Source organism: Paenibacillus sp. MMS18-CY102 (genome assembly GCF_009789195.1).
In the GTDB taxonomy this organism is placed as follows: domain Bacteria; phylum Bacillota; class Bacilli; order Paenibacillales; family Paenibacillaceae; genus Paenibacillus_T.
In genome coordinates, this window is the sequence record NZ_WSTC01000010.1 from 38,779 (window position 1) to 63,497 (window position 24,719).

The 24,719-nt window shown below is 54.2% G+C and carries 2 protein-coding genes and 3 pseudogenes; all 5 read right to left on the minus strand.

Translation table 11 applies throughout. The features are described from left to right. Positions 1-221: 221 nt before the first annotated feature. Positions 222-6,233, minus strand: coding sequence for a non-ribosomal peptide synthetase (locus GON22_RS09320; RefSeq protein WP_160395833.1), 6,012 nt, complete (start codon positions 6,231-6,233; stop codon positions 222-224). A gap of 57 nt (positions 6,234-6,290) precedes the next feature. Next, positions 6,291-6,938, minus strand: a complete 648-nt coding sequence (locus tag GON22_RS26710) for a phosphopantetheine-binding protein (RefSeq protein WP_442954368.1) — start codon at positions 6,936-6,938, stop codon at positions 6,291-6,293. Positions 6,939-6,980: 42 nt separating this feature from the next. Continuing rightward, positions 6,981-8,573, minus strand: a pseudogene (locus tag GON22_RS26715) (beta-ketoacyl synthase N-terminal-like domain-containing protein); the annotation flags it as partial. Between the two features lie 117 nt (positions 8,574-8,690). After that, a pseudogene (locus GON22_RS26720) lies at positions 8,691-11,864 on the minus strand (non-ribosomal peptide synthetase); the annotation flags it as partial. Then, positions 11,861-24,709, minus strand: a pseudogene (locus GON22_RS09330) (SDR family NAD(P)-dependent oxidoreductase); the annotation flags it as partial. The pseudogenes GON22_RS09330 and GON22_RS26720, both read right to left, overlap by 4 nt. Between the last annotated feature and the right edge of the window lie 10 nt (positions 24,710-24,719).

Here is a 24,719-nt window from a genome sequence, read left to right on the forward strand (position 1 = left end):
AAACTATAATTTTTTTGTAATTTTCTGTTGAATTTCACATATCATATTTCAAATTCGAATTATACATTCTATGTAGAAATTCACGATTAGGCCGACAATTCAATTGTTTAAACATGAAAATTAGCTAAAAAAACAAAACGGCCTTAGTTCAATGGATCCTAATCCAGAACTAAGGCCGTTTCAATAGTTATTATGATTTACTACTAATAGCGTTTATAACTTTAGTCCCTAATATCCTCGATCTCAAACCGTCCCTCATAAAATACTTTCATCCGGCCATAGGAAGCCGGCTGAACGCTTAGCTGCGCGAGCGTATTGCCGATAGGATTCTCTAGATTGCTAACCATCGCTTCCAGTACGGTTTCCAAGCTGCTGAGCAAATAATGAATCGCCTTATCACAGAAAATATTGCGGTAATACGACATGTGAATATAGACCTCATTTTCCGGATAAACGTCGATCCGAAGCGGGAAGCCCATTTTGGAAACGAAATAATGGTTCGATGTCCGGTCCAGTACAGCATCAGAAGTCGCATTTTGGAAGACCAAATAGTTCTGGAACAGCATCTCGTCATGCGGGACGCTACAGCTCTCATAGAGCTTCCTTAGCGACATGCTTTGATGCTCCCCTATGTCCACGACCTGCGTCATTAAATCAGCAAGCCAATCCAACAGTATGCGTTCACGAGGCATGCGCGCACGCAAAGGAACGATGTTTAACGTACTCCCGACCATTTGCTCTATGCCTTGCAAATTTGCAGGCCGTCCGTTAGTCAGCAGCCCGTAGCTGATATCTTCCTCTTGCACGATGTAGCTCTGCACCAACGACCAAGCTCCCTGAATGAGTGTGCTCAACGTGAGCTGATGCTCGCGCGCCAGCTTCCGCAGACGGTCAGAGCTTGCCCTAGATAGCCGATTCGACTGGCGGGCAAATCCCATCTCTTGTCCGGGCGTGTTAATTGCGATGTTTTTGGCAAGTTGGGTTGGCCCTTGGAATCCGCGAAGCGCCTCGCGCCAATAGGCTTCAATACGGTTCGTATCCTCGCCTGCGATCCACGCAACGCTATCCTTAAATGACAGGACGGGCAGTGCAATCGAGTTTTGTCCCGCTTGATATGCAGCGATGATTTGGTCGAGCTCATCAAACAGCACATTGAAGCTCCAGCCGTCCAAGCATAAGTAACTGAAGCTGAGAATGCCCAGGAAAGCATCGTCCATACGGCCTACGAAGAAGCGCACGCCTCTCGGTTCGCTCGGTGCAATGCCGAATGCCCGGTCCTGCTTCAAATATTTCTCCATCCGCAGCTCCTGCTCGGCAACCGACAGCCCTCTCCAGTCCTCGTACGTCCACCCCATCTTCACATCACGGTGCACGGCTTGCAGCGGCCGGTCGACCCCTTCCCATACGAAAGAAGTACGAAGTGCCGGATGGCGGTTAACAAGCTCCTGCCAGATCAATTGCAAGAAATTAGGATCAGCATCTGCCGGAACTGGCGTTACGGTTAATGTTTGCACAAGGAACAACCCCGTCTCTGGCAACGCCAGATAACGATGCAGCATATGCTCTTGGAATGGAGTCAGCGCGTACACGTCCTCGATATCTTCCCGCGCCAGCAGCTCTTCTCTCACTCTGCCATCGCGTTCGCTGTACGTAAAGCCCTGCGCCTGTTTCGGCGAGCCTGTAGCCTGATGATCCATAGCGCTTGCAAGCTCAGAAATCGTCTGGTGCCTGAACAATAGCTGCGGCGTCAGCATAACACCCCGTTCCTTCGCCCTCGCTACGACACGAATGCTATGAATGGAGTCTCCTCCAAGCGCAAAGAAGTTATGGTGAATGCCGACGCGTTCAAGCCCGAGCACCTCTGCCCATACGTCAGCAAGGACAGCTTCCGTTGGCGTGGTTGGCTCAACGATCTCCACTTCATCCCCCACATTCTCAACGCGAGGAATCGGCAATGCATTGCGGTCCAGCTTGCCATTGGCATTGACCGGCATCTCCTTAAGCACGGTGAAGAAGGATGGGATCATATGCTCCGGCAACGCTGCTTTCAAATATTCTTTCATGGCAGGCAGCAGCTTTCTCGATAGCCGATCAAACAGCGGGTTATTGGCATAATGGCTCAGTTGCGGCAAAGGCTCTGCATTGCTCCATTCATTCGCCATTTCGATATGAGGCTCTAAGCCGGGACGCCGCAGCAATGCGCGGAACGATCCATAATCGCCTTCATTCATCCAATACAAATCGACAACATACCCATAACGGGCGCCAAGCGCCCACACCGCTTCAGGGTCCAGCACATTGGGACCATCCGACCGGTCAGCGATTTCCTTCAGCGAGCCGATCGAGGTGGAGTCGCTTGCCTCCGCTAGGAGGGAAAGCCGGCTGCGCACCATTTGAAGGCGTGCATTTGGAATCCGTTCAATGCCTACAAGATCCATCTCTCCTGTTGACAGCTGCTGTTCCAGCCACTCGAATGAGCCGCCTTCACGCTCATAATCGAGCCAAACCAATGGCGTGCTGGATATCGGTTTACGAACGTGCAGAATAACATCATACCGATATCGCGTCAGCTCGTTGTGCCCCGCACCCCGTTTTAGCTGCATTTCAATCCGTGTAATGTCAGGCAGTTCCCGCTGTAATGCATAAAAATAAGCAGGTGAGATGACAAGCTCCTGCTCCTGTGCGATCCGTTTCTCTACCCGCTTCCGCCATTGCCCGACTGTCATTGATGCAGAGGCTTTCTCCAATTCGACATCGGAATGGAATGTGTCCAATAGCGGCAAGCTTCGTATATCCCCGATAAACAGGGTGCCTCCGGTGTCCGGCAGCAGCTGAACGGATTGTTTTAACACAGTGGTGAGATAAGAAATGTCCGGGAAATACTGCACAACGGAATTAATGATGACCGTATCGAAGTTACGTTCCTTCAACCCGGTGAAGTCGTCCGCATTGCGCTGCATGAGCTCAACATGCGCCATGTCTGGCCTTTGGTCGACCAGGTAATGTTTCACATAGTCAATTGCAGCGCGGGAAAAGTCCGCCCCACAGTATAAATCGCATTCCGGCGCAATGCGTGCAAGCAGCAGGCCGGTTCCGCACCCGATTTCCAGCGCGCGCTTTGGCTGCAAAGCGGCTATGCGCTCAACGGTCGAATCGACCCACACCTTCATCTCGGCTTCTGGAATCGGTTCTCCCGTGTAGCTGCTGTTCCAGCTGACAATATTAAAATCCGCTTGATGCTCTTCCCGCTCTTCCAAATACGCTTTATCGAAAACAGTATTCCAATCCGATACTTGTTCACTCGCTTGGCTTGCCTCTTCCTGCGTTGCCTCTGCTTCCTGCAGCTTTGGAATCGCATAGGCAGCAAGCTGCTTATGACCCGGTGCATGGTCTAGTTCCATAGCAATAACAGCAGCTTGTTGAACGCCGGGGCATCGTTCCAATGCCGCTTCGATTTCGCCCAGCTCAATTCTAAATCCGCGAACCTTCACCTGATGGTCGATCCGTCCCAAGTACTCGACTGTCCCGTCTTCCCAAAACTTCGCAATGTCGCCTGTTTTATAAAGCCTAGCTTGCGGGTCATTGCTAAAAGGGTTCGAAATAAATTTCTCTTGGGTCAAATCTGTCCGTTTGTAATAGCCGCGGGCAACTTGAACGCCACCGATATGCAGCTCCCCTGGTACGCCGATTGGCACAGGATTCAGGTACGAATCCAGAATGTAGATTTGCGTGTTGGCAATCGGCTTGCCGATTGGGACGGTTGTCCATTCGCCTTCTCTCTGGCATGTCCATTCGGTGACATCGACAGCAGCCTCAGTAGGCCCGTAGAGATTGTACAGCCCGGCATCCATTTTGCCAAAATACCGTTCCTGTACCGTCAGCGGCAACGCCTCCCCACTGCATATTACGCGTTTAAGCGAGGTACACTTGGCGGCTTCGTTGTCTTCCAGAAACACCTGCAGCATGGACGGGACGAAATGGACCGTTGTAATTTCCTCTTCTTGAATAAGCTTCGTTAAGTAGGAAGCGTCTTTATGCCCTTCGGCTTTCGCCAATACAATTGTTGCCCCTGTCATTAGTGGCCAGAAGAACTCCCAGACAGACACGTCAAAGCTGAACGGCGTTTTCTGCAATACTTTATCAGACTCCTGCAATCCAAAACGTTCCTGCATCCACAATAGGCGGTTTACGATGCCGCGATGGGCGTTCATCGCCCCTTTTGGCTTGCCGGTCGAGCCGGATGTATAAATCATATAAGCCAATTGATCGCCGGATTGCTCCACCTCTGGGCCTTCCTCGCTCGCCGCCGAGATTTGTTCCCGTGCAGCGTCATCGTCCACACACACGACAGCTCCAGAGCAAGCAGAAAGATCCGCCAAATGCATTGTTTTCGTAAGCAATATCGCCGGCTCTGCGTCCTCCAATATAAACGTAATCCGCTCAAGCGGATACGAAGGATCGATAGGCACGTATGCGGCGCCAGCTTTCATAATGCCCAGCAGCCCGATAACCAAGTCGAAAGACCGCTCCATGCAAATGCCGACCATAACTTCCGGCCCCGCTCCAAGGCTGCGGATATAGTTGGCCACCCGATTCGCTTCCTTATCGAGCTGGCTGTACGTCATCCGTTCTCCTTCATAGATCGCGGCAACGTTGTCAGGCGTGAGCATAGCTTGCCGGGCAATGAGCTCCGGCAGCGTAAGATTCGCATCGTCATAGCCAACCGCCGTCGCGTTCCATTCCTCAATGATAGTCCAGCGATCGGCTTCTGTCATAACGGGAAGCTGCGAAAGCTGCTGCATCGGATTGCGCGCAGCGTCCTCCAGCAATGCGCAATAACCGTTCAACATTCGCCTTACAGTGGAATCATTAAAAATATCAGCATTATACTCTACCTCTAGCTGCAAGCAGCCATCGGCCTCAATCATTTGAATCCACATATCGAATTTGCATGTATCATTGCGAATTTCTTGAATGCGGTCCAAATAAAATGCCATTCCATTGCCCTGCGCGCTTCTCTTAGGCAACGGGAAGTTCTGTACAGCCAAACAAACCTGGAACAGCGGCGTCTGGCTCATATTCCGCTCTGGCTGCAGCTCGTCAACGAGCAGCTCGAACGGCACATCTTGATGCTTGTAAGCGCCGTTCGCCGTTTCCTTGATCCGGCTAAGCAGCTGGATGAAGCTTGGATTGCCGGACAAGTCGCCTTTCAGCACGAGAGTATTAACGAAAAAGCCGATCAGCGGCTCGATTGCCTTCTTGTTGCGATTGGCAATCGGCATGCCGACCCGTACATCCGGCTGGCCCGTAATGCGATAAATAAAAGTTTGCAGGGCAGCCATCAGCACCATAAATAACGTTGCGTTTTCTTGATCGGCAAGCGCCTTGAGTCGTCCCGTCAGCTCAAACGATAAATCCAGCTTAAGGCTTCCGCCCCGGAACGACTGGACGGGCGGCCGCGTACGGTCGGCAGGAAGCTCCGCAGCCGTTCGTTCTCCGCCGAGCTGCTGTATCCAGTAGGAAAGCTGCTCTTCTATCGCTTCTTGGCGCAGCGAGTCACGTTCCCACGCCGAGAAATCAGCATACTGAATCGGCAGCTCGTTAAGCGGCGAAGGCTTGCCTTCGGCGAAGCAATGGTAATGAATAACTAGTTCTTTATACAAAATGCCCATCGACCAGCCATCAATGATGATATGGTGAATGCTGAACAACAAGGCATGCTTATCCTCATCAAGCTTATATAAAGAAGCCCGAAGCAGTGGGCCTTGGCTTAGATCAAACGTTCTCCTCGCTACTTGCTGCGCGAGCTGCTCGAACTGAAGTTCCCGCTCCTCGGCTGGCCAAGCTGTCAAATCCACGGTTTGGAGCGCAAGTTTAAGCGTCGGCGCTATAGTCTGGTAGGGCTTTCCGTTTTCGCTATGGAACGTCGTCCGCAAGCTTTCATGGCGGCGAACAATTTCGTTCAAGCTTCGCTCTAATAAATCAGGATCCAGCTTGCCATGCAGGTGAAAAGCGATGACTTGGTTGTATGCCTGGCTATCTGGCACCAGCTGCTCCAAAAACCACAGGCGTTGCTGGGCAAAAGAAAGGGGCGCTGGCCCCTCTCCCAATCGCCGCGGGATATCCGAATGCTGCTCCGCCTGCGGCTTCGATCTTTTTAACCTGTCCAAAATCGCTTGTTTTTCCGGCGACAGCTTGGACTTCAGTTCAGAAAGCGTTGTATCCGTGAGCATGGCTTATCTCCTTTTCCGTCCATTATCGATTCGTGCGGGCACTAGCACCAGTACCCTCTAGATCAGCTCGTGCAGCTTTCCGATTTCTTCATCGGGCAGTTCCGAAATGCATTCGATAATTTCCTTCTCGAGCATCTCTGCCATTTGGGCAACCGTTTCTGCGCCGAACAGCTCGTTTAAGCGGATATCGAAAGGGAACACGGCTTTGAGCCGGGAAGTGATTTGTGTAATTTTGATCGAATCGCCGCCAAGCTCCTGGAAATGGTCATGAAGCCCAACATGCTCAAGCTCAAGCACTTCCTTCCACGCCTCCATGACCGCCCATTCGAATTGATTGTGCGAATGCCCATCGTTCACCATTGGGACGGCTTCTGCCGGATCGGCAACCGCCACAGCAAGGGACGGCGACAGCTGCTCCAGCCACTCTGCTGTTGGCGCCATTTCGGATGGACGGCTAGCTCTCGGCACTTCCTTGCTATGATTGCGAAGGTTCACGCTATTCTGTTGGCTGTTCTCACGATCCTTCCGGCTGCTATCGCCAAATGGATACGTAGGCAGGCTGACGCGGCGCCATGCCCCCGTCACATGACTAGCTTGCGCCCACGGAACTTCTGCGCCTTTCACCCACATCTCCGCCACTTTTCGCAGCTCACCGCGCACGAGCCATTTGGCTATGATGTCGCTAAAGCCCTCATCCTGCTCCATAAGCTGAACAACCTGGTTGTCGCGATTATCGCCGCTAACTAAACATTTGCCGGGATCGGGCTTGCCTTCAATAAACAGCTGTAATTGCTGTACGAAATCATCCCGGTCCCAAACGATGAAGGCTACCCTGCTCTTCATTGCTTCACGGCCGTTCTGGAGCGTATACGCGATGTCTCCCATTCGCAGCGTTGCCCCGGATGATACAAGCCGATCATGAAGCAACTGTGCATATACGGGCAGCCGCTCATCGTTTCGTGCAGACAACGGTATAATGAACGGGCCGTCGCCCTGCTCTTGCCACTTCCCATCCGTTGCCGCGCTACTGGCGCCGCCCATCGGATATTGCTCGAAGATGGCATGCGCATTCGTCCCGCCAATGCCAAGCGAGCTAAGTGCCGCGAGGCGAGGCTGCGACGAATCTCCCCATTGGACGGGCTTATCGACGATATAGAACGGCGACTGCTCCAGCCCAAGCTTTGGATTCGGCTGTTTGTAGTTAATCGTTGGCGGCAGCTCGTTATGGTAGAGGCTCATCGCGACTTTGATCGTCCCAGCCAGCCCCGCCGCCGTATCCAGATGGCCTACATTCGTTTTGACAGAGCCAATTCCGCAATAACCTTCCTTATCGGTATAATGCCGGTACGCTTCGGTCAATGCTGCGAATTCGATCGGATCGCCAAGCTTCGTCCCCGTGCCATGCGCCTCAACGTAGCTAACGTTCTCCGGATTGATGCCAGCAGCATCAAGCGTCTTGCGAATAACGCCCGTTTGGCCGCTGACGCTTGGCGCGTAATAGCCAATTTTATCTGCCCCATCGTTGTTAAGGCCGATGCCTCTCATGAGGGCATAAATATGGTCTCCATCCTCGATTGCATCGAGCGCCCGTTTAAGCACCAGTACCGCAACGCCTTCGCCAGCCATCATGCCGTCAGCGTCTGCATCGAATGTTTTGACATGGCCATCGCTAGAGAAATTCAATCCTGGCTGGTAAACGTACCCGAGCCGCTGCTCGGGGAACACCGTCGCAGCTCCGACAAGCGCGCACTTGGCATCGCCAGCGCGCAGCGTCAGTGAAGCCGCGTACAGGCCAGCAAGCGATGAAGAACAATTCGAATGCACATAAAAACTCGGCCCTCTCAGGCCGAGCTTGTACGAGACCATCGACGGGATCGTTCCTCCCTGCGCCAGCACCCATGATACGTATTCATCAGGATCTTGAATAACGGCCGAAGCTTCTCCCATCAAGCCGGCTTGATAGAAACTATTGCTTGCTGACATGAACACGGCAGTCTCAGGCAATTGTTTCGGCACATAACCCGCGTCTTCAATCGCCTTCCATGCATGCATAAGCAAATGCTTTGCCTGAGGGTCCATAAGCTTTGTATCCTTAGGCGACAGCTGGAAGAAGTTCGGATCGAACTCGTCCCGGCCGTCAATCGTCGATTGGACCGGCACGAAATTCGGATTGCGGAACAGGCCGGACGGAGCATTCAGCTCAGTTAGCTCCTCTGGCGTGAAGAACCGCAGGCTCTCTTTGCCCTGCTGCAAGTTTTGCCAGAACGACCACTGGTCAGCCGCTCCCGGGAAAGAGCATGACATGCCGACAATCGCCAAGCTGTCCTTTAAGTAGTCCGGGTTGGAAGTTGTAGCCGCCGATTTCTCAGGCTTCCGGCTAGGGATGCCCTCTTGCTTATCAAAGACGGAGGCAACGGCCGGCGCAACGCCTTTGGCATCCGTCGCATAACGGCTAATCGCACGGATCGTTGCATGCTTGAACAGCATCGTAATATCGAAATCGATTTGAAGCTTCGCTTTCAAGCGTTCCACCAACGTTGCAGCAAGAACCGAATCGCCGCCCGCTTCAAAAAATCCATCGTTCATGCCAATATGATTGATGCCGAGCACTGCTTGCCAAATTTCTTTTACACGCTGTTCCATTTCGGATTGCGCCACCGCATCTGATGGCTGGCTATTCCCCTCGACTGGGCGCGCCATCAAATCTTTGCGGTCCACTTTGCCGTTGGGCGTCAGCGGAAGCCGGTTCAACTGGATGAAGAAGGACGGTACCATATGCGCTGGCAAAAGGTCGCTTAATTGCCCGCGGAGCTGCTGCGCGCCGAGCGCCGCATCTGCCGTAACGTAGTAAGCAACGAGCTGCTTATGCGCACCGTGCGTTCGCACTACGGCTGCCGCATCGGCAATGCCCTTCACCTTTTTCAGGCTATCCTCAATCTCCTGCAGATCGATCCGATACCCGCGTATCTTCACTTGATAATCGTTTCGCCCATTAAATGCGAGGGTTCCATTCGGCAGCCAGCGTGCCATGTCGCCTGTCCGATACATCGTTTCGTCAGGGCGGAATGGATTGTCCACGAACTTCTCCGCCGTTAGTGCCGGCTGTCCCCAATAGCCTCGCGTCACGCCTTCGCCGCCAATGCACAGCTCACCGGGCACGTTCACCGGAACAGGCCGAAGGTTGCTGTCCACAACATAGACGCTCGTATTGGAAATCGGCTTGCCAATCGTAATCGGCTCATGGGCCAGAACACGGCTAGTTGTGGACCATACGGTCGTTTCCGTCGGGCCGTACATGTTCCATACTTCACAGCCATAGTCCATGAACTGCTGCTTCAGCGATTCGGTCAACGGCTCGGCACCGCACAGAATCGTAACTCTTTCTTCATTTTTCCAGCCCGCTTGGAACAGCATGGTACAGGCCGCAGGCGTTATTTGCATAATCGTCGGTTTGAAGCTGCTGATTTCTTGCTTTAAGCGCTGGGCGTCGCGCGTGACGTCCGAACTGCAGATCCGGCACTCTCCCCCATTCACAATCGGCAGGTAAAGCTCTGGAATAACCATATCGAAACCGTACGGCGCCATCGATAACAATCGGTCGCCCGCGTTCAGCCGATGCCTTGCGCCCATATCTTCGAGAAGATTCGTTAGTGCCCGATGCGGCACCATAACGCCCTTCGGTTGGCCTGTGCTTCCCGATGTGTAGATGACATAAGCGAGATGCTCAGGTTCAGCCGCCTTCTTAAGATCAGCTCCTTCGGCATCAGCAGCAATTCGGCTTCGCTCTTCATCGATCTTTAGCACGCTAACTCCGCTTCCCACAATTGCTGCCACCCTATCCTGTAAAGCCGCCTGTGTCAGCACGAGCGAAACGCCGCTATCTTGCACAATGTAGGACAAGCGCTCGGTCGGATACCCGGGATCAAGCGGCACATAGGCTCCGCCAGCCTTTAATATCGCCATGATTCCGATCATCATATCGATAGAACGCTCGGTACATATGCCGACAAGGCGATCCGGCTGGACACCCTTAAGCTGCAAATAGATGGCCAGTTCACGGCTTCTTAAGTCCAGCTCCCGATACGTTACAGCATGCTCCCCACTGGAAACCGCGATATGATCCGGGGTCAAGCGCGCTTGCTTCTCAAACCACTCATGGACACAGATCCCGCTGCGGCGGTCCGTTTCCGTTGCATTCCAAGCATGGAGCAGCGTATGCAACTCTTGCCCGGACATCATTTCATAGGCACTTGGCTCCAATGCGGGATTCTCGCACACCCCAGCCAACAGCCGTACATAATGCTCCATCATGCGGCTAATCGTTTGCTCCGCAAACAAATCTGGATTGAACTTGAGATGCAGCACAAACCGGTCGCCCTTCTCAAACACTTCCAAGCCAAACTCGTATTCGCCTTCTTGATGGAACCCATCCACCAATTCGATTCCCATGTCACCGGAGCTTTGCAGCTTCACGAAATTTTGATAGGAGAACACGGTTTGATAGACCGGCGAAAAGGATTCCGTCTGCGGCAGCCGAAGCTCCCTGACAAGCGCAGTGAACGGATACGCGGCGTTGTCCAGCCCTTCTGCGACGTTCATTTGCAGCTCTTTGGCTAACCTATCGAATGGCTGCTCTCCAACATTCCGGCTTCGGACCGGAATCATGTTAATAAATTGCCCGATGGACGAAGCGAATTGTTCCTCCGAACGCCCAGCAACCGGCATGCCGACGATAAGGTCCTGCTGTCCCGTGTAGCGGTATAGCAGCATTTTGAATGTTGCAAAAAATATAACCGACTTGTTTACCCGCAGCGAAGCGGCAGTATCCTTAATGGATTGGCATAATGGCAAAGGCAGCTCTTCCGTATGGACGTTTCCTATGAATGCACGGGCTGATGCACGCGGCCGGTCGATCGGCAGCTCCAGTACAGGCAATTCGCCCGACAGCTGCTGCTTCCAATAATTCAAATGATCGTTCCACTGCCCGCTATCCAGCTTCTCTTGCTCCCATTGGACATATTGCGCATAATCCGCCCCCTTCACGGGGAGCGGAGCCGATTTGCCCTGTGCAAGCGCAGCGTAGGCTTCAAGAATCGTTTGCAAAAGCAGCAACGAGGAGGTGCCGTCAAAAATGAGATGATGGACGGTTATGAGTACCCAATGATCCTGTGCAGCATGCGTAAATACGTGAACCCGCATTAATGGCCCGCCGTCCAGATCGAAGCGCTCGTTCTTGCTTGCCCGAATATGTGCGGCTAGCTGCTCCTGATCCAACTGCGGAACCGCTTCATGCCGAAAATGGAGCGGCTGTCCCGTATCAATCATCTGATACGGAACGCCATCCTCCTCCCGAATAACCGTCTGAAGCACCGGATGCCCGGCGAGCGCCGCTTCGCAAGCCTGGCGAAACGCCTGTACATGCAGCTCGGTTCGTACCCGAAAACAGACTGGCACGTTATATGCGCTCATGCCCGGGGAGAGCTTCTGGAGCATCCAGAAGCCCTTCTGCCCTTCGGACAACGGCGCTTTGCTCTCCATCTGTTTCAACTGCAGCAGCCGTTCCTGCACCTCGGCAGTCGTAAACTTTCCCGCTTTATAATCCATCAGTAGTTGTTGCCGTTGCCGTATCATTCAAACTCTCCTTCACCGATAAGTCGGTCGATTTCGTCAAGCGTCAGAAGGCCGTCCCGGAACAGCTCAAGCGCGTCGGCTTCAAAGCTTGCACTTTGATCGTTAGCAACTGCTGTTTCCTGTTTAATGAGCAAACCCACATTTCCCTCGGCAGTGTATAGCGGTCCAGCGCTAGGCTTCGTATCGAGCAATTGCTCCAGCTCGCCAATCGACATGCCGCCGCTGCGGAACAGCTCAAGCGCCTCATCGCTTGGCAAGCCAGCAGTGTCAACAGTGCGATGTTGTTTCATTGGCTCGATTGTAGGTTCAACCGGCTCGGGCGCCCTAATGCTGCCGATCATCGCGCCTGCTGAACGCGCCAATTCAAGTATCCGCTGAGCCAATTGTTGAATCGTGTCATGCTCGACAAAATCGCGGCCAGTTAACCGTACTTCATACTGCTGTTCGCACGCCCGAATAAGCTTCATCGTTACGAGCGAATCGACACCGTAGTCATACATGCTGCGATGGGGCTTGAACTGGGTTGGCGCCATTTTCAGCTCATTGGACAAAAGCTCTGCAATAAAGGCTTGAATCGCATCTAGCGGATCTTCGGGACGGTTGCCCAACCGCATTGCCTGATCCGGGCTAATCCCTTGCCCTGCAAGGCGGACCCCCTCAGCTTGAACTTGCGATGGCACATGCGCTTGGGCTGAACTGCCGCTAAGCGCAGCCATTGGCGCACGGGATGGGACGACGATGCCGCTATCCGCTTGTATTGGCGAGCTGTCGTCGCTCCAAGGGAACCAGCAGCGAATCGATTCGAACGGATATGCCGGCAATGAAATGCGCCGCACCGCTTCCCCTTCATATAGCTGCTCCCAAGGAACTTCGCCGCCAAGCGTCCAATACAACGCAATGTTGTTGTAGTCCCGCTCCTTCAGAAGAATCCGAAGCATCGCATCCCCTGTATTTCCGCGCAGCAAGCCGGTAAATTCCCGGCGTTCGTCCTCCAAATTGCCGAAGTAGGCGATAGCCTCCGTATCCGCATAAGCACACTCTTGATACTGGCTATGTCCGGCATAATGCCGCAGCGCCTCAAGCAGTTCCTCTCGGGTATGGGCTAAAATTGCCGCCCGATACGCCATTTCCTCGCGGCCTGTTTGCAAGGTATAGGCGACGTCGGCCAGTCTTGCATCCGGCGTGCTTTCCACATACGTTGCCATTTGCGCGATAACCGCCTGCAGCCGTTCCTCGGAGCGCGCCGAGAACACGAATAACCTAGGGCTCTCCGCCAACGGGCCGTTTTGCTCGCGCAACTCCTTGCCCGGCCGATATTCTTCAATAATCAGATGAGCGTTAGAGCCGCCTGCGCCAAAGCCCGATATGCCAGCGCGCCGCGGATGCTCTTGCTCCACGCCATTTTGTTGAACAACCGGCCGGCTCCAGTGCCCACGTTCCTGCTGAACGGAGAACGGCGTCGCCTCAAACGCGATATTCGGGTTCAACGTCCCGGAATGGAGCGAAGGGGCAAGCTCCCTATGCTTCATCTGCATAAGGATTTTCGTCACGCCAGCAATGCCCGCAGCGCTTTCGCAATGCCCGATGTTCGACTTCACCGAACCGATGGAACAGAACTGCTTATCTGCCGTAAATTCGCTGAACGCTTTGGTTAGGCCCGCGATTTCAATCGGGTCGCCCAACGAAGTGCCTGTGCCATGCGCTTCGATGTAGCTGATCGTGCGCGGATCAATGCCGCTCTCCCGAACGGCTTGCGCAATTACTTTGGCCTGTGCGTTCGGATTCGGAACCGTATACCCGTTTGTCTTGCCGCCATGGTTAATCGCCGCCGCTTTGATGACGCCGTAAATTTGGTCGCCATCAGCGACAGCCTTCGCCAGAGGCTTCAGCAGAACAGCGCCTACGCCCTCACCCGGCACATAGCCGTCTCCGCCCACGCCGAAGCTCTCGCATCTTCCCTTGCTTGAAACGAACTTCCCTTGGCCCAGCATCAAATATTTATTCGGATGCAGCGATGCGTTCACGCCGCCAGCAACCGCAATCTCGCAACCGCCAGCTACAAGGCTTTGGCACGCCAAATAAATAGCCGTCAACGAGGAAGAACATGCTGTATCGATCGCCATGCTCGGGCCATTGAAGTTAAAGTAATAGGAAACCCGGTTCGCAATCGAGGAAGGGTTGCCCGTCAATGCGACCGGCCTGCCGCGCAGCGTTTCTTCTACGCCGTGCATTTGATACTCCTCGTACATGACGCCTACGTAAACGCCGACACTGCCGCCTTTACCCGGACCCTCAGTTTTGGCCAAAGCTGCTCTCGTATAGCCGGCATCCTCCAACGTTTCATGCACACATTGCAAAAATAGCCGCTCCTGCGGGTCCATCATCTCTGCTTCACGCGGTGATATGTTGAAAAATAACGGGTCAAATTTATCGACATCATCGATAAACCCGCCCCATTTGCTATAGGTTTTGCCTGGTTTATCTTTATCCGGATCGAAGTATAAGCTGTGGTCCCATCTTTCCTTCGGAATTTCAGTGATGCTGTCCCTGCCTTCACGAAGGTTTTCCCAGAACTCGCTCACCGATCTTGCCCCCGGATACCGCCCGGCTACGCCTATGATTGCAATGTCCAAGCCGCCGCTTTGCTCTTGGCCTGCTTGGGCAGCGCTGCCCAACGTTTTGCGTTTGCGAAGCGGGCGCAAGGCAGTCCGATCCGAAGCAGCCGGTGCCGGTTCAGCTTGCTCGGCTAGGATACGGCCTGCCGCTAGCGCAGCAGCAGCTCCCTTCCGAGGGCCAAGCAGCTCCGCCAACCTGGATCGATGATGGCTCATAAAGTAACCACTGACGCTGCGAATCGTCTGATGCTCGAAGAAAATCGTTTTGGGCAACGATCCGAAAACATCTTCTAGCCGTGTAGTCAATCGAATGACCATAAGCGAGTCAATGCCATACTTCTCCAGCGGCGCGTCCGGGTCGATGCGGTTTGGCGGCAGCTTAATGACCGTTGAAAGCAGCTCCGTTAAATAAACAACAGCCTGCTGCTTCATGCCGTTCTCCTCATCGGAACCGCCGGCTTGCTGGCCGCCCGCTGTTTCCAAATAAGATGGCGTCTCCTGTACCTGCGGTGAAGCCCCTTGCCCGGACGATTGCGCCAGGTGGCGGACCAATGATCGAAGGGAAGTACACTCCATCAACTCCGCCACATTGGTGTCCAAGCCGAACGCGGTGTTCAATTGGTTGGACAACTCGTCCAGCTTCACCGCATCCACGCCATATTCGTCCCACTGCGCATCCCCATCAATTTCATCGCTGCTCACCTTTAGCATCGCAACCAGCTCTTGCTTCAAAAAGGCGAGCAGCTTCACGCTAAAGCTTTCGGCATCCATTGCAGGGGAAGGCTGCGTCTGCAGATAGGCAACTGTTTCCGCCCTATTTTCAGCGCTTTGCACCGTTCTCGCGCTGAATTTGCGAATCTGTACGCATATGCGGCCAGTTTCATCACAAATATCGACATCCATCTTCTGCACGGCATCCTGCAATGAACTGCCTTCGCTTAACCGAACATACGCCCACATTTGGTCCCCGCAGCTATGGCGCAAATCCACCTCATCTACCGCAAACGGCAAAGCCAGCTTAATAGCGCCTGCCGTCTCTTGGCCGCCATCGCCTAAAGCCGCACTCGCCAACGCAGCGGATGCATGCAGTGCGGAATCCAGCAAGCATGGATGAAGCGCATACGCTTGCAACGTATCTTTAATGGACGCAGGCAGCTCCAATCTCGCCAAAACGTGTGGCCGTCCCTGCCCGTCAGCTCCACTGTAGAGTGCAGCAATTCCACGATGCCGCTCCCCGTAGGCAATGCCAAGTGAACGGTACGTTTCGTAATAGTGTGCTAGATCGAGCTCGTGGACACATTGGCTGCGCAGCTGATGCAAATCGACAAATTGCTCAGGCAGCGGATCAATGATTTCGACCGTGCCTTGGCTATGCAGATCCGGCTGCTTCGTTCCATCAGCCTCGCCTCCAATGATCTCGAACGAAACCGAGCGCTCATCCTCTTGGAACAGTTGAACCGCCACTTGCACCCCATGCTCATCCGCCGCTACGGGCCGCGCCCAAACGACGTTACGCAATACAGCCCGTCCCTTGCCAATGCCGGCAGGCAAAGAAAGTTCGAGGGCGGCTCTTGCCATTTCTAGATGGGCTACACCCGGCAATACACGCTTGCCCTGTACGATATGGTCAGCGAAAAAGAACTCGTCACCCATAAAGCCCGACTGGAACTTCTGCCCTTCGAAATCGGATGCATTCCGGTGCAGCAATGGATGCAGCCGTGATTCGTTCCGGCTTGCAGGCGGCCGTTTCGCCTCTGCCCAGCAGCGGTCTCCCGCGAATGGATACAATGGCATCGGGATCATTGCAGGCAACTGCGCGCCTTGGCCAGCATAAAGCGACTTCCAATCCGCAGCAGCCACTTTGCTTCCCGATAACCATCGATTCAAGATTGGCTGCATGCTGCTTGGCAAGTGATCGAGATCAGCCCCCGCCGTTTCGAAGGATGCACCGCCGTTATTGCCTGATTGTTTATAGCCAACATGGGCAAACCTAATCCCTTCCGCTTGCCCTCGTTCCCCAAATTGTTGCAGCTTCGCCGCCAGTTCCTCCGCCGTGCGGGCAATAACAGCGAGCCGATATTCCATCGCCTCGCGCCCTAACTGCAAAGTAATTGCGGCATTCGCCAGCTCCGAATCGTCCACTCGCCTCATATGCTCACCGACTTGCCTCGCATAGGCGCGCAGCCGTTCCTCGCTTTTGGCGGAAAGCACGAATACATGCGGCATGCTTGGCGACCGCCCAGCACCTGTCCGCTTTTCATCGGCAACTGCCACTGGCGGCACATATTCTTCAATAACAGCATGCGCATTCGAGCCGCTGATGCCCGTCGTACTCACCGCACCTAGGCGCGGCGTTTCATCCATTCGGTCCCACAACAAATTGCCCTTCGAAAATGCAAACTTGGATTTCGTTGAAATTTGCGAATTCAATGTACCGAGCTTCGTCATCCCTGGCATCGTCCGATGCTTCATTGCCATCAGCATCGCGATTACACTAACGACGCCCGACGCTGCAAACGTATGGCCGATGAGCGGCTTCAAAGAGCCCATCACGCAGCTTGGCTCCGTAACGCCTTGGCTTCCAAACGCCTGATTGAGCGCCTGCACCTCAATGGAATCGCCTATACGCGAGCCGACGCTATGCGCTAGCATAAAGCTAATCTGTCGAGGATCGATTTCGAACTTATCGTACGTTCGGCGAACCAGCTCCGCTTGGCTGATCGGGTCGGGAGAAGTAATGCCGTTCGTTTTGCCATCGTAGTTCACGCCGCTCGCTTTAATGCAGCCATAGATCCGGTCGCCATCGGCAATCGCTTTGGACAGCGGCTTCAACACGAGCGCAGCAGCCGCCTCGCCCGGAACCAACCCGTTCGCCCGCTCATCAAACACGCTGCATTCGCCATCCGAAGAAAGCATGCCAGCCTGCCCAAGCGCAATATGCGTAACTGGCGACACTAACAGGCTTACCCCGCCAGCGAGCGCCATATCGCAATCGCCTTGCCTTAGCGCTTGGCACGCCTGATGAATCGCCGCAAGCCCAGAAGAGCAAGCGGCCGTCAATGCCATGTTCGGCCCTTTCAAATCAAGCAAATACGCGATGCGCGCAGGCAGCAGCGCATTTTGGTTGCCGGTCGCTTGCCCTTCGCCGCCTGTTATAAAGCCGTACTGGCTTTCTTCCACGCCGACATATACCCCGCATAAAGAACCTCTGATCCTCTCTCCCATATAACCGGCATCTTCGAATGCATGCCAAGCCTCTTCCACAAATAGCCGCTGCTGCGGGTCCATTTGCTCCGCTTCGCTTGGCGAGATTTCGAAGAACAACGAATCGAAGCGGGCAATGTCGCGAATAAACCCGCCCCAGCGGGAGTTGGTCTTGAAAGGCTCTCGATGCGGGTCCCCGTCGTACTGCTTCCAATCCCACCGGTCAGCCGGAACTTCGCTAATGGCGTTCTTCCCCGACTGCCAGTTATCCCAAAGCTCCTCTATGCTGTCTGCCCCCGGAAAACGGCCGCTCATTCCGATTACCGCGATCGGCTCGTTCAACGAATGGCTCGAATGGCTTACCTCTCTGACAGCTTGCACGCTTCGCCTTGTGACAGCTTCCTCAACTGCATTCATCGAATGGCTGGAATCGGTTACTTGGCTCTTCTGCCAACTTTTCATGTTGGAAGCTTCCGTCTCCGACGCTTGTGCCCTTCCCGCCCCATCGTTCTCTTCCTCAACAATGCCATCGAATAGGGCGCGGGTAGCTTCCTCGTATTCCGAGCACAAATACTGCGACAGCTTGTCAATCGTGGCGTACCCATACAGCGTTGCCGGAACTAATTCGATCTGGTAACGGGTTGCTAAATGGGAAGCCAGCCCGCTCAAGCTAACGGAATCAAAGCCGAAGTCGGCAAAATTATCTTCTGGGTCAAGCCGATCAACCGGCGTATGCATCAGCAGGCTTATTTGCGCCTGAATGTCCTGCCGGATAGCTGCTTGCAACTGCTGGCCACTAAGCGCTATCTTTGATTCCGCCTTGCTTGGGCGAGGCGCTGTGGAAGGGCTGTTGCTAGTTTGTTTTGGGCGAATGCCGGCCTGTTGCGGGCTCTTGCCGCTGTTCATGCCCAGAAGCCGTTCCAGCCGCTCCCTCTCGCCTTTCATAATGAGATATTGCTCCCCTTCTGCCCCCAATAGGCGTTCGAACAGCTCAATCCCTTCATTCGTCCCAAGCGGCAACTGGCCGCTCGTCCGCAAATACATTGACGCCGCTTCCTGCTCCGTTCCCATGCCGCCCTCTTCCCAGAGCGGCCAATTGATAACGACCGTCTTGCCCACTCTCCGGCCGCTTCCCACCCACTCGTTGCGCAAGCGCGCAAACTGGGTTTGGAACCGGTTAGCGACAGCATAGTCGCAAGAGCCGAAATCGCCCAACATAGCCGAAGAAGAAGAGAAATAACAAACAAAATCAAGCTTCTCTGCCTCAAGCGCCTTGTCCAGCGCGACCGTTCCGCTAATTTTCGGAGCTGTTACCGCAGCAAACTGATTCTCCACATTATCAAAAATGTTTCCCGCGCCTTCAACGCCCGCCGCATGAATGACGCCGTGAATCAGCCCGAACTGCTCACGAGCTTGCTGCAGCCCTTGCCGCATTTGGCTTTCATCGCCCACATCGGCCTGGATATAGAGGACGGAAGCCCCTTTGCCCTCCAACGCCCGTATAGCAGATTGCTTGCCAGCGTCAAGCGGAGACCGGCCCGTCAGCACCAGATTGGCATTGCCATGCCTTCCAATATGCGAAGCGAATAGAAGCCCAAGGTCTCCCAAACCGCCAGTAATCAAATAAGTGCCGCCCGGCCTGAATGCCATTCGGTTCTGAGGAATTTCAATCCAGCGATAGCTGCGAACATGACGAAGGCCATCCACATACGACACATCTGCCAATTGTTCCGAATGCAGCTCGCTCCACAGTTTCTTCATCCATGCTGTGGTGGAATCGCCCCATCCGCCACTGAATGCCCCATCCATGATGGCAGCAACCTTCAAATTCGGCGCAATCAAACGGAGGGAATCGCCAAACCCGATCCATGACTCCGCATAACAGCGCTCCAGCCCATTCGAATAGGATGCTGCAAGCAGCAATCGATCCAGCTTTACTTTCTCCAAGCTAGCAGCCTTCAATAGGTTCATGACCGTCCCATAATTCCCTAGCTGGGCCCGATCCTCTAAGCCCCACATATAGAAAGCCGCAGCGACCGCCCCTTGCTCTGCCCCAATCTGCTGGAACGCTTCCTGCCAATGCGCAAGATTAGCCGGGTTAATCGTGTAAGCCTCGGCAGAATGGCGAACATAATCGTCCCCGATAGCGACAAATACCATTCGGCTGCCCGGCTCCATGCTGCGAACCGCTTCCTTCATTTCCTGCTGGCGATGGCTGTCGGACAAGAAGCAGAGATAAGCTGCTTCGCTTTCACGCCCCGCTTCATTTGCTGCCATGCCCGCCCGTTGCATAACCTCTGCCTCGTTAGCATGCTGCCCTTCCTTCCATATCTCTTCAAAAGCATGCAACGAAGGAGCTTCCCCTCCGCCTGAAATGCCCCGTTTGAAAGACGAAAGCGCAAGCGGAGAGCGTTCCAGCGATTCTCCCGTTTCCTCGGAGCTGGACACCCAATATCCCTCTTTCAAAAAAGGATAAGCAGGAAGCGGGACTCTGCGCGGCTTCGCGCCCGAATAAAGAATGCTCCAATCGATATCGACGCCTTTGGACCACAATTCCGCAAGCTTCCCAAGCTTGCCGCCTGCCGCCCATTGCTTCATAAGCTGCTTGGCTTCTTTATCGTTGTCGAATAGGCGCACCGCGTCCTTCCCTTGCTTCGAATTGCCCGCGTAGCAACGCTCGATCTGATTCGCTCCGCTTGCAAACGACTGGAGCTTTTGAACCAACTCCTCAACGGTTGCAGCGATGATTGCACAGCGATCGTTCATCGGCTCGCGGCCAACTTGGAACGTGTACGCTATGTCCGCCAATCGGATGCCCGCGCCTGCATTTGCATCTGCATGCTCGCACAAATAACTTTGCAGCTTATCCGCGTACTCACGCAGCTGCTGTTCGCTCTTCGCCGAAAGCGGTACGATAACGGGACCGCTGGCGACGGCAGAAGCCTGCTGATGGGATGGGGCGTATGCCTCCAAAATAATATGCGCATTGCTTCCGTTAGCGCCGAACGAGCTAATGCCAGCCCGCATCGGGTGGCGCTCACGACCATCAGACCGCTCGATTTCGGACGCATGCCAAGGACGAAGAGCCCGCTCGACATAGAACGGGCTTCGCTCAAACGGAATATGCGGATTCAATTGATCGGCGTGAATGCTCGGGAAAATTTGATTATGCTTGAATTGCAGCAGCAATTTGGTAAGCCCTGCAATGCCAGCAGCCGCTTCCAGATGGCCGATGTTTGATTTGGCTGAACCGATTGCACAAAATTGCTTGTCATCGGTCCATTTGGCAAACGCCCGCTGCAATCCTTGCACTTCAATCGGGTCGCCCAGCGACGTTCCCGTGCCATGGGCCTCGATATAGCCAATCGTGCGCGGATCAATGCCAGCCTGCATGATCGCATCGGCGATAACCTCCGACTGGGCAACCGGATCAGGCACCATCGCCCCGGAAGTTTTGCCAACATGGTTAAGCGCAGACCCTTTAATCACGCCATAGATCGGATACCCTTCCCGCTCCGCTTCCTCCAATGTCGTAAGCATGACGGCGCCCACGCCTTCTCCAGGCACATAACCGTCCCCGTTCTCCCCGAAGCTTCTGCATTTCCCTTCTGAGGACAAGAAGTCCGCTTGCTTCAAAAACATGTATTTATGCGGATGGGTGACGAGATTAACGCCGCCTGCAATCGCATAGTTGGATTCGCCTTTTCGAATGCTGTCGCAGGCGAGATGAATGGCTGTAAGCGATGAGGAGCACATCGTATCGACCGCCATCGATGGCCCGTGAAGATTGAGGCAGTACGATACCATGTTCGGAATCGATGCTGGCGAATTGCCGAAGGACATCGGTTCGCCCCGCTGTGTGCTTTCCGCTGCCAACAGCTCGTAATGGCTCCAAAAAACGCCGGCGAATACGCCAACGGTTTTGCCGCCGGAGGAACGGTAATGCTGCTCCGATCGCTCTAGGCTAAAGCCAGCATCCTCGCAAGCTTCCCACGCCGTCTGCAAAAATAGCCTCGCCTGCGGATCGATCATTCCAGCATGCCGAGGCGATATATGAAAGAAAAGCGGATCGAACGCATCAATACGGTCAAGGAATCCGCCGTATTGGTATAGCAAATCCGCGGAATAAGCAAGCTTGTTATTTTTCCAGCGCTCGACAGGCAGATCCGTAATGCAATCCTTGCCTTGACGCAAATTATCGTAAAATTCGTCCAACGTATCCGCCATTGGATAATGGCCAGAGACGCCGATAATCGCGATGTCGGATCGGTTAGCGGAAGCTGCCGATACGCTTGCTGCCTCGGGCTGCTTGCGCTCTGCCTTCCGGTGATTCGGCTGTTGTGCAGGCTTTGCGCCGCGCACGCCCAATCGTTCAACAATCTGGCCGCGGTTGCCATAGAACACTGCCGCTCGGTTAAGCCCTTGCGCTAACATCGCATCAAGCGCCTTCATTCCTGTTGGCACGGGCAACTTCTTCAGGCCTGCTGCCTGTTCCATCATTTGTTCCAGATGAGGGTCGATCCCCATCCCGCTTGCATCCCAAATCGGCCAGTTTACAGATAGGCTTAAACCTGAACGCGCGCCGCGATTTACCTGCTCCTGGCGCTCGATTGCAAACAGGTCCATATACGCATTAGCAACAGCATAATCGGACTGGGCCATGTTACCCGTTACAGCGGAAATCGACGAGAACATGACGAAGAAGCCTAGCTTCTCGTCGCGCAGCGCCCGGTCTAAATGCTGTAGGCCATGTACCTTCGGCTTCAATACTTGCTGCAATTCCTCCGGCCGCTTCCGGCTAATCCATGAATCTTTCAAAATGCCAGCACAATGAATGATTCCGTCAACGCGCCCCCACTGGGCTTTAATCATCTCAACCGCCCGGTTAGCTTCTGCCTCAATGCCGATATCAGCTTGTACATAGACAGCCGTTGCCCCCAGGAGGCGAAGCGAATCAAGCAAAGGCCCCTTCGCGGGGTCAAGCGGGCTGCGGCCAATCAAGGCAAGCTTCGCTTTAGGGGAACGCCGCGCAATGTGGGAAGCAACCGCTGCTCCCAATCCGCCTAGCCCCCCGGTAATGACATAAACGCCTCCGTTCCGGTAAGGATTATCGTCATTCGAGAGAGATAATGGCCATTCATGCAGTTGCGCCGTATGGCGCAGCAAGGAATCGCCTTTGTAATAAATCTCGCTTACTCCGCCCTCATGTGCGCGGGCTTCCGCATGCAGCAGTTCAGCGAGCGCCGCCATCGGGCCACTGCCTTGCAACTGGTCAGTTGTAATGATTTGCGCATGAATATGTGGATGCTCCATATGCGCTGTTTTGAGCAGTCCAGCTAACGCTTTCATGACCTGATCGGCTGGGCTGCCACTTAGAACTAGCTGAATAAGAAACGGACCGGGACCTTCCGAAAGCATCCGGCTCTGGATTAAGCGGAGCAGCTCAATGCATGATGACTCCAGGCTTTCCGCCGAACTGCCCGCCGACTCACGCAAATGCACGATTTCGAGTGGCTCCTCCGCTTGCAATAACGCAAGCGCTAAAGGATCATCCTGCTTGCCGCTTACCACCACTACCCGTTGCGCCTTAACATTCGGCCGTCCGCCCGCACGAAGCGCCTGCTCAATCCAGCCGGGCCCGGCGATGACTAGCTCATCGTTTTGGGGAGCAGCAGCTCCCTGTCCCGCGGCGAAGCCGCTTGGCTGCAGCTCCTCTTTGCTGCTTGCAGCGGGCGCAGGGGCAGGCGCCACATGGTGCACGCGTTTAAGCGGCTGCTCTCGAAGCGTGCCGCCGCCGAATGCGCTGCCGCATTGCTCAGCTAAGTAATCCCCTAGGCTGCGAATCGTTGAATATTCGAACAGCAGCGTCGGGTAAAACTGCTGCCCCGCCTTTTTTTCCAACTGTTTCACGAGCACGAGCAATTGGGAAGATTCGAGCCCAATATCGTAAAATCCGGCCGAAATGTCGATGTCATCCGCAGGCAAATGAAGCATTCGACCGATCTCTTGTTGCAAATAAGCGTAAATATTCGCCTCAACGCCCGCGCCTAAATCGGCATCGGTGCCGGGCAAAACTTCCTCGCGAGCCTCGCGGACGGGCTGCTGCATCCCGCCAGCCGCGGCGTATTCAACCTTCGATTCATTCACGATAAGATTCTGAATGAGCTTAGGCTCCCTGATCCGTTTCGCAATCATATCGATCAGATCCGCTACTTTCTCGCCTTGCTCATTAAAGATGTGTATCGCCGTCGACACGATATCCGGCAATTGTCCCGTACGTTCTGCCGCATCGGTATCCCGCTTGGAATATGCGTATACCGTTCTAGGCAATGGCTTGTAAATGCAACATCGCTTTAGCATAAAAGGGATATACGGCACTTGGCCGTCCTGCGGGCTATCTGTTGCACCGGTTAGCCGGAATGAGGAGCCCGCAAAGGTCGAACCGTCCAGCAATGCCGGATGTGCAAAAAACTTATCCCTATACTTCTCAGCCAGCTCGCTCAGGCTTAACCGCATCAGCTCTTCCCCAGCCCGCTGATAGACGGCTCCCTCCGTCTTCATAAACGGAAAATGTGCAATGTCAGCGCTGCGGGCAATCCCGTACACGTCGTCCATATCGAACCGGATTGTGTTCCGATCCGCAACAAACGCCTCGATATCGAGGCGTTCGTGAACTTCTTCCGTTTTTTCCGCATGCTGAACCATACATTCCATATTGACGTCCAGCTGGCCATCCTTATGGCCATCCTTATACAATTTGCAGCTTGATACGGTTACTTTCCAGCCGGAGCGTTCGGGCTCGAATTGAACGTTCAACTCCTGGTCAAACTGCTCCGACGTGACGATTGGCTTTAGAAATAAAACATGATGCAATTCAACGGCAACCGTTCCGATATGAAGGGAAGCAAGCCGGTAAATCAGGTCAAGCAGCGCCACGCCTGGAAGCGTTCGGACGCCGTGCACGCGATGGTCGCGTACGATGAAATTATCGTGATGAATCGTTTGCGTATACATTTCCTGCCGGGAACTAGCCAAT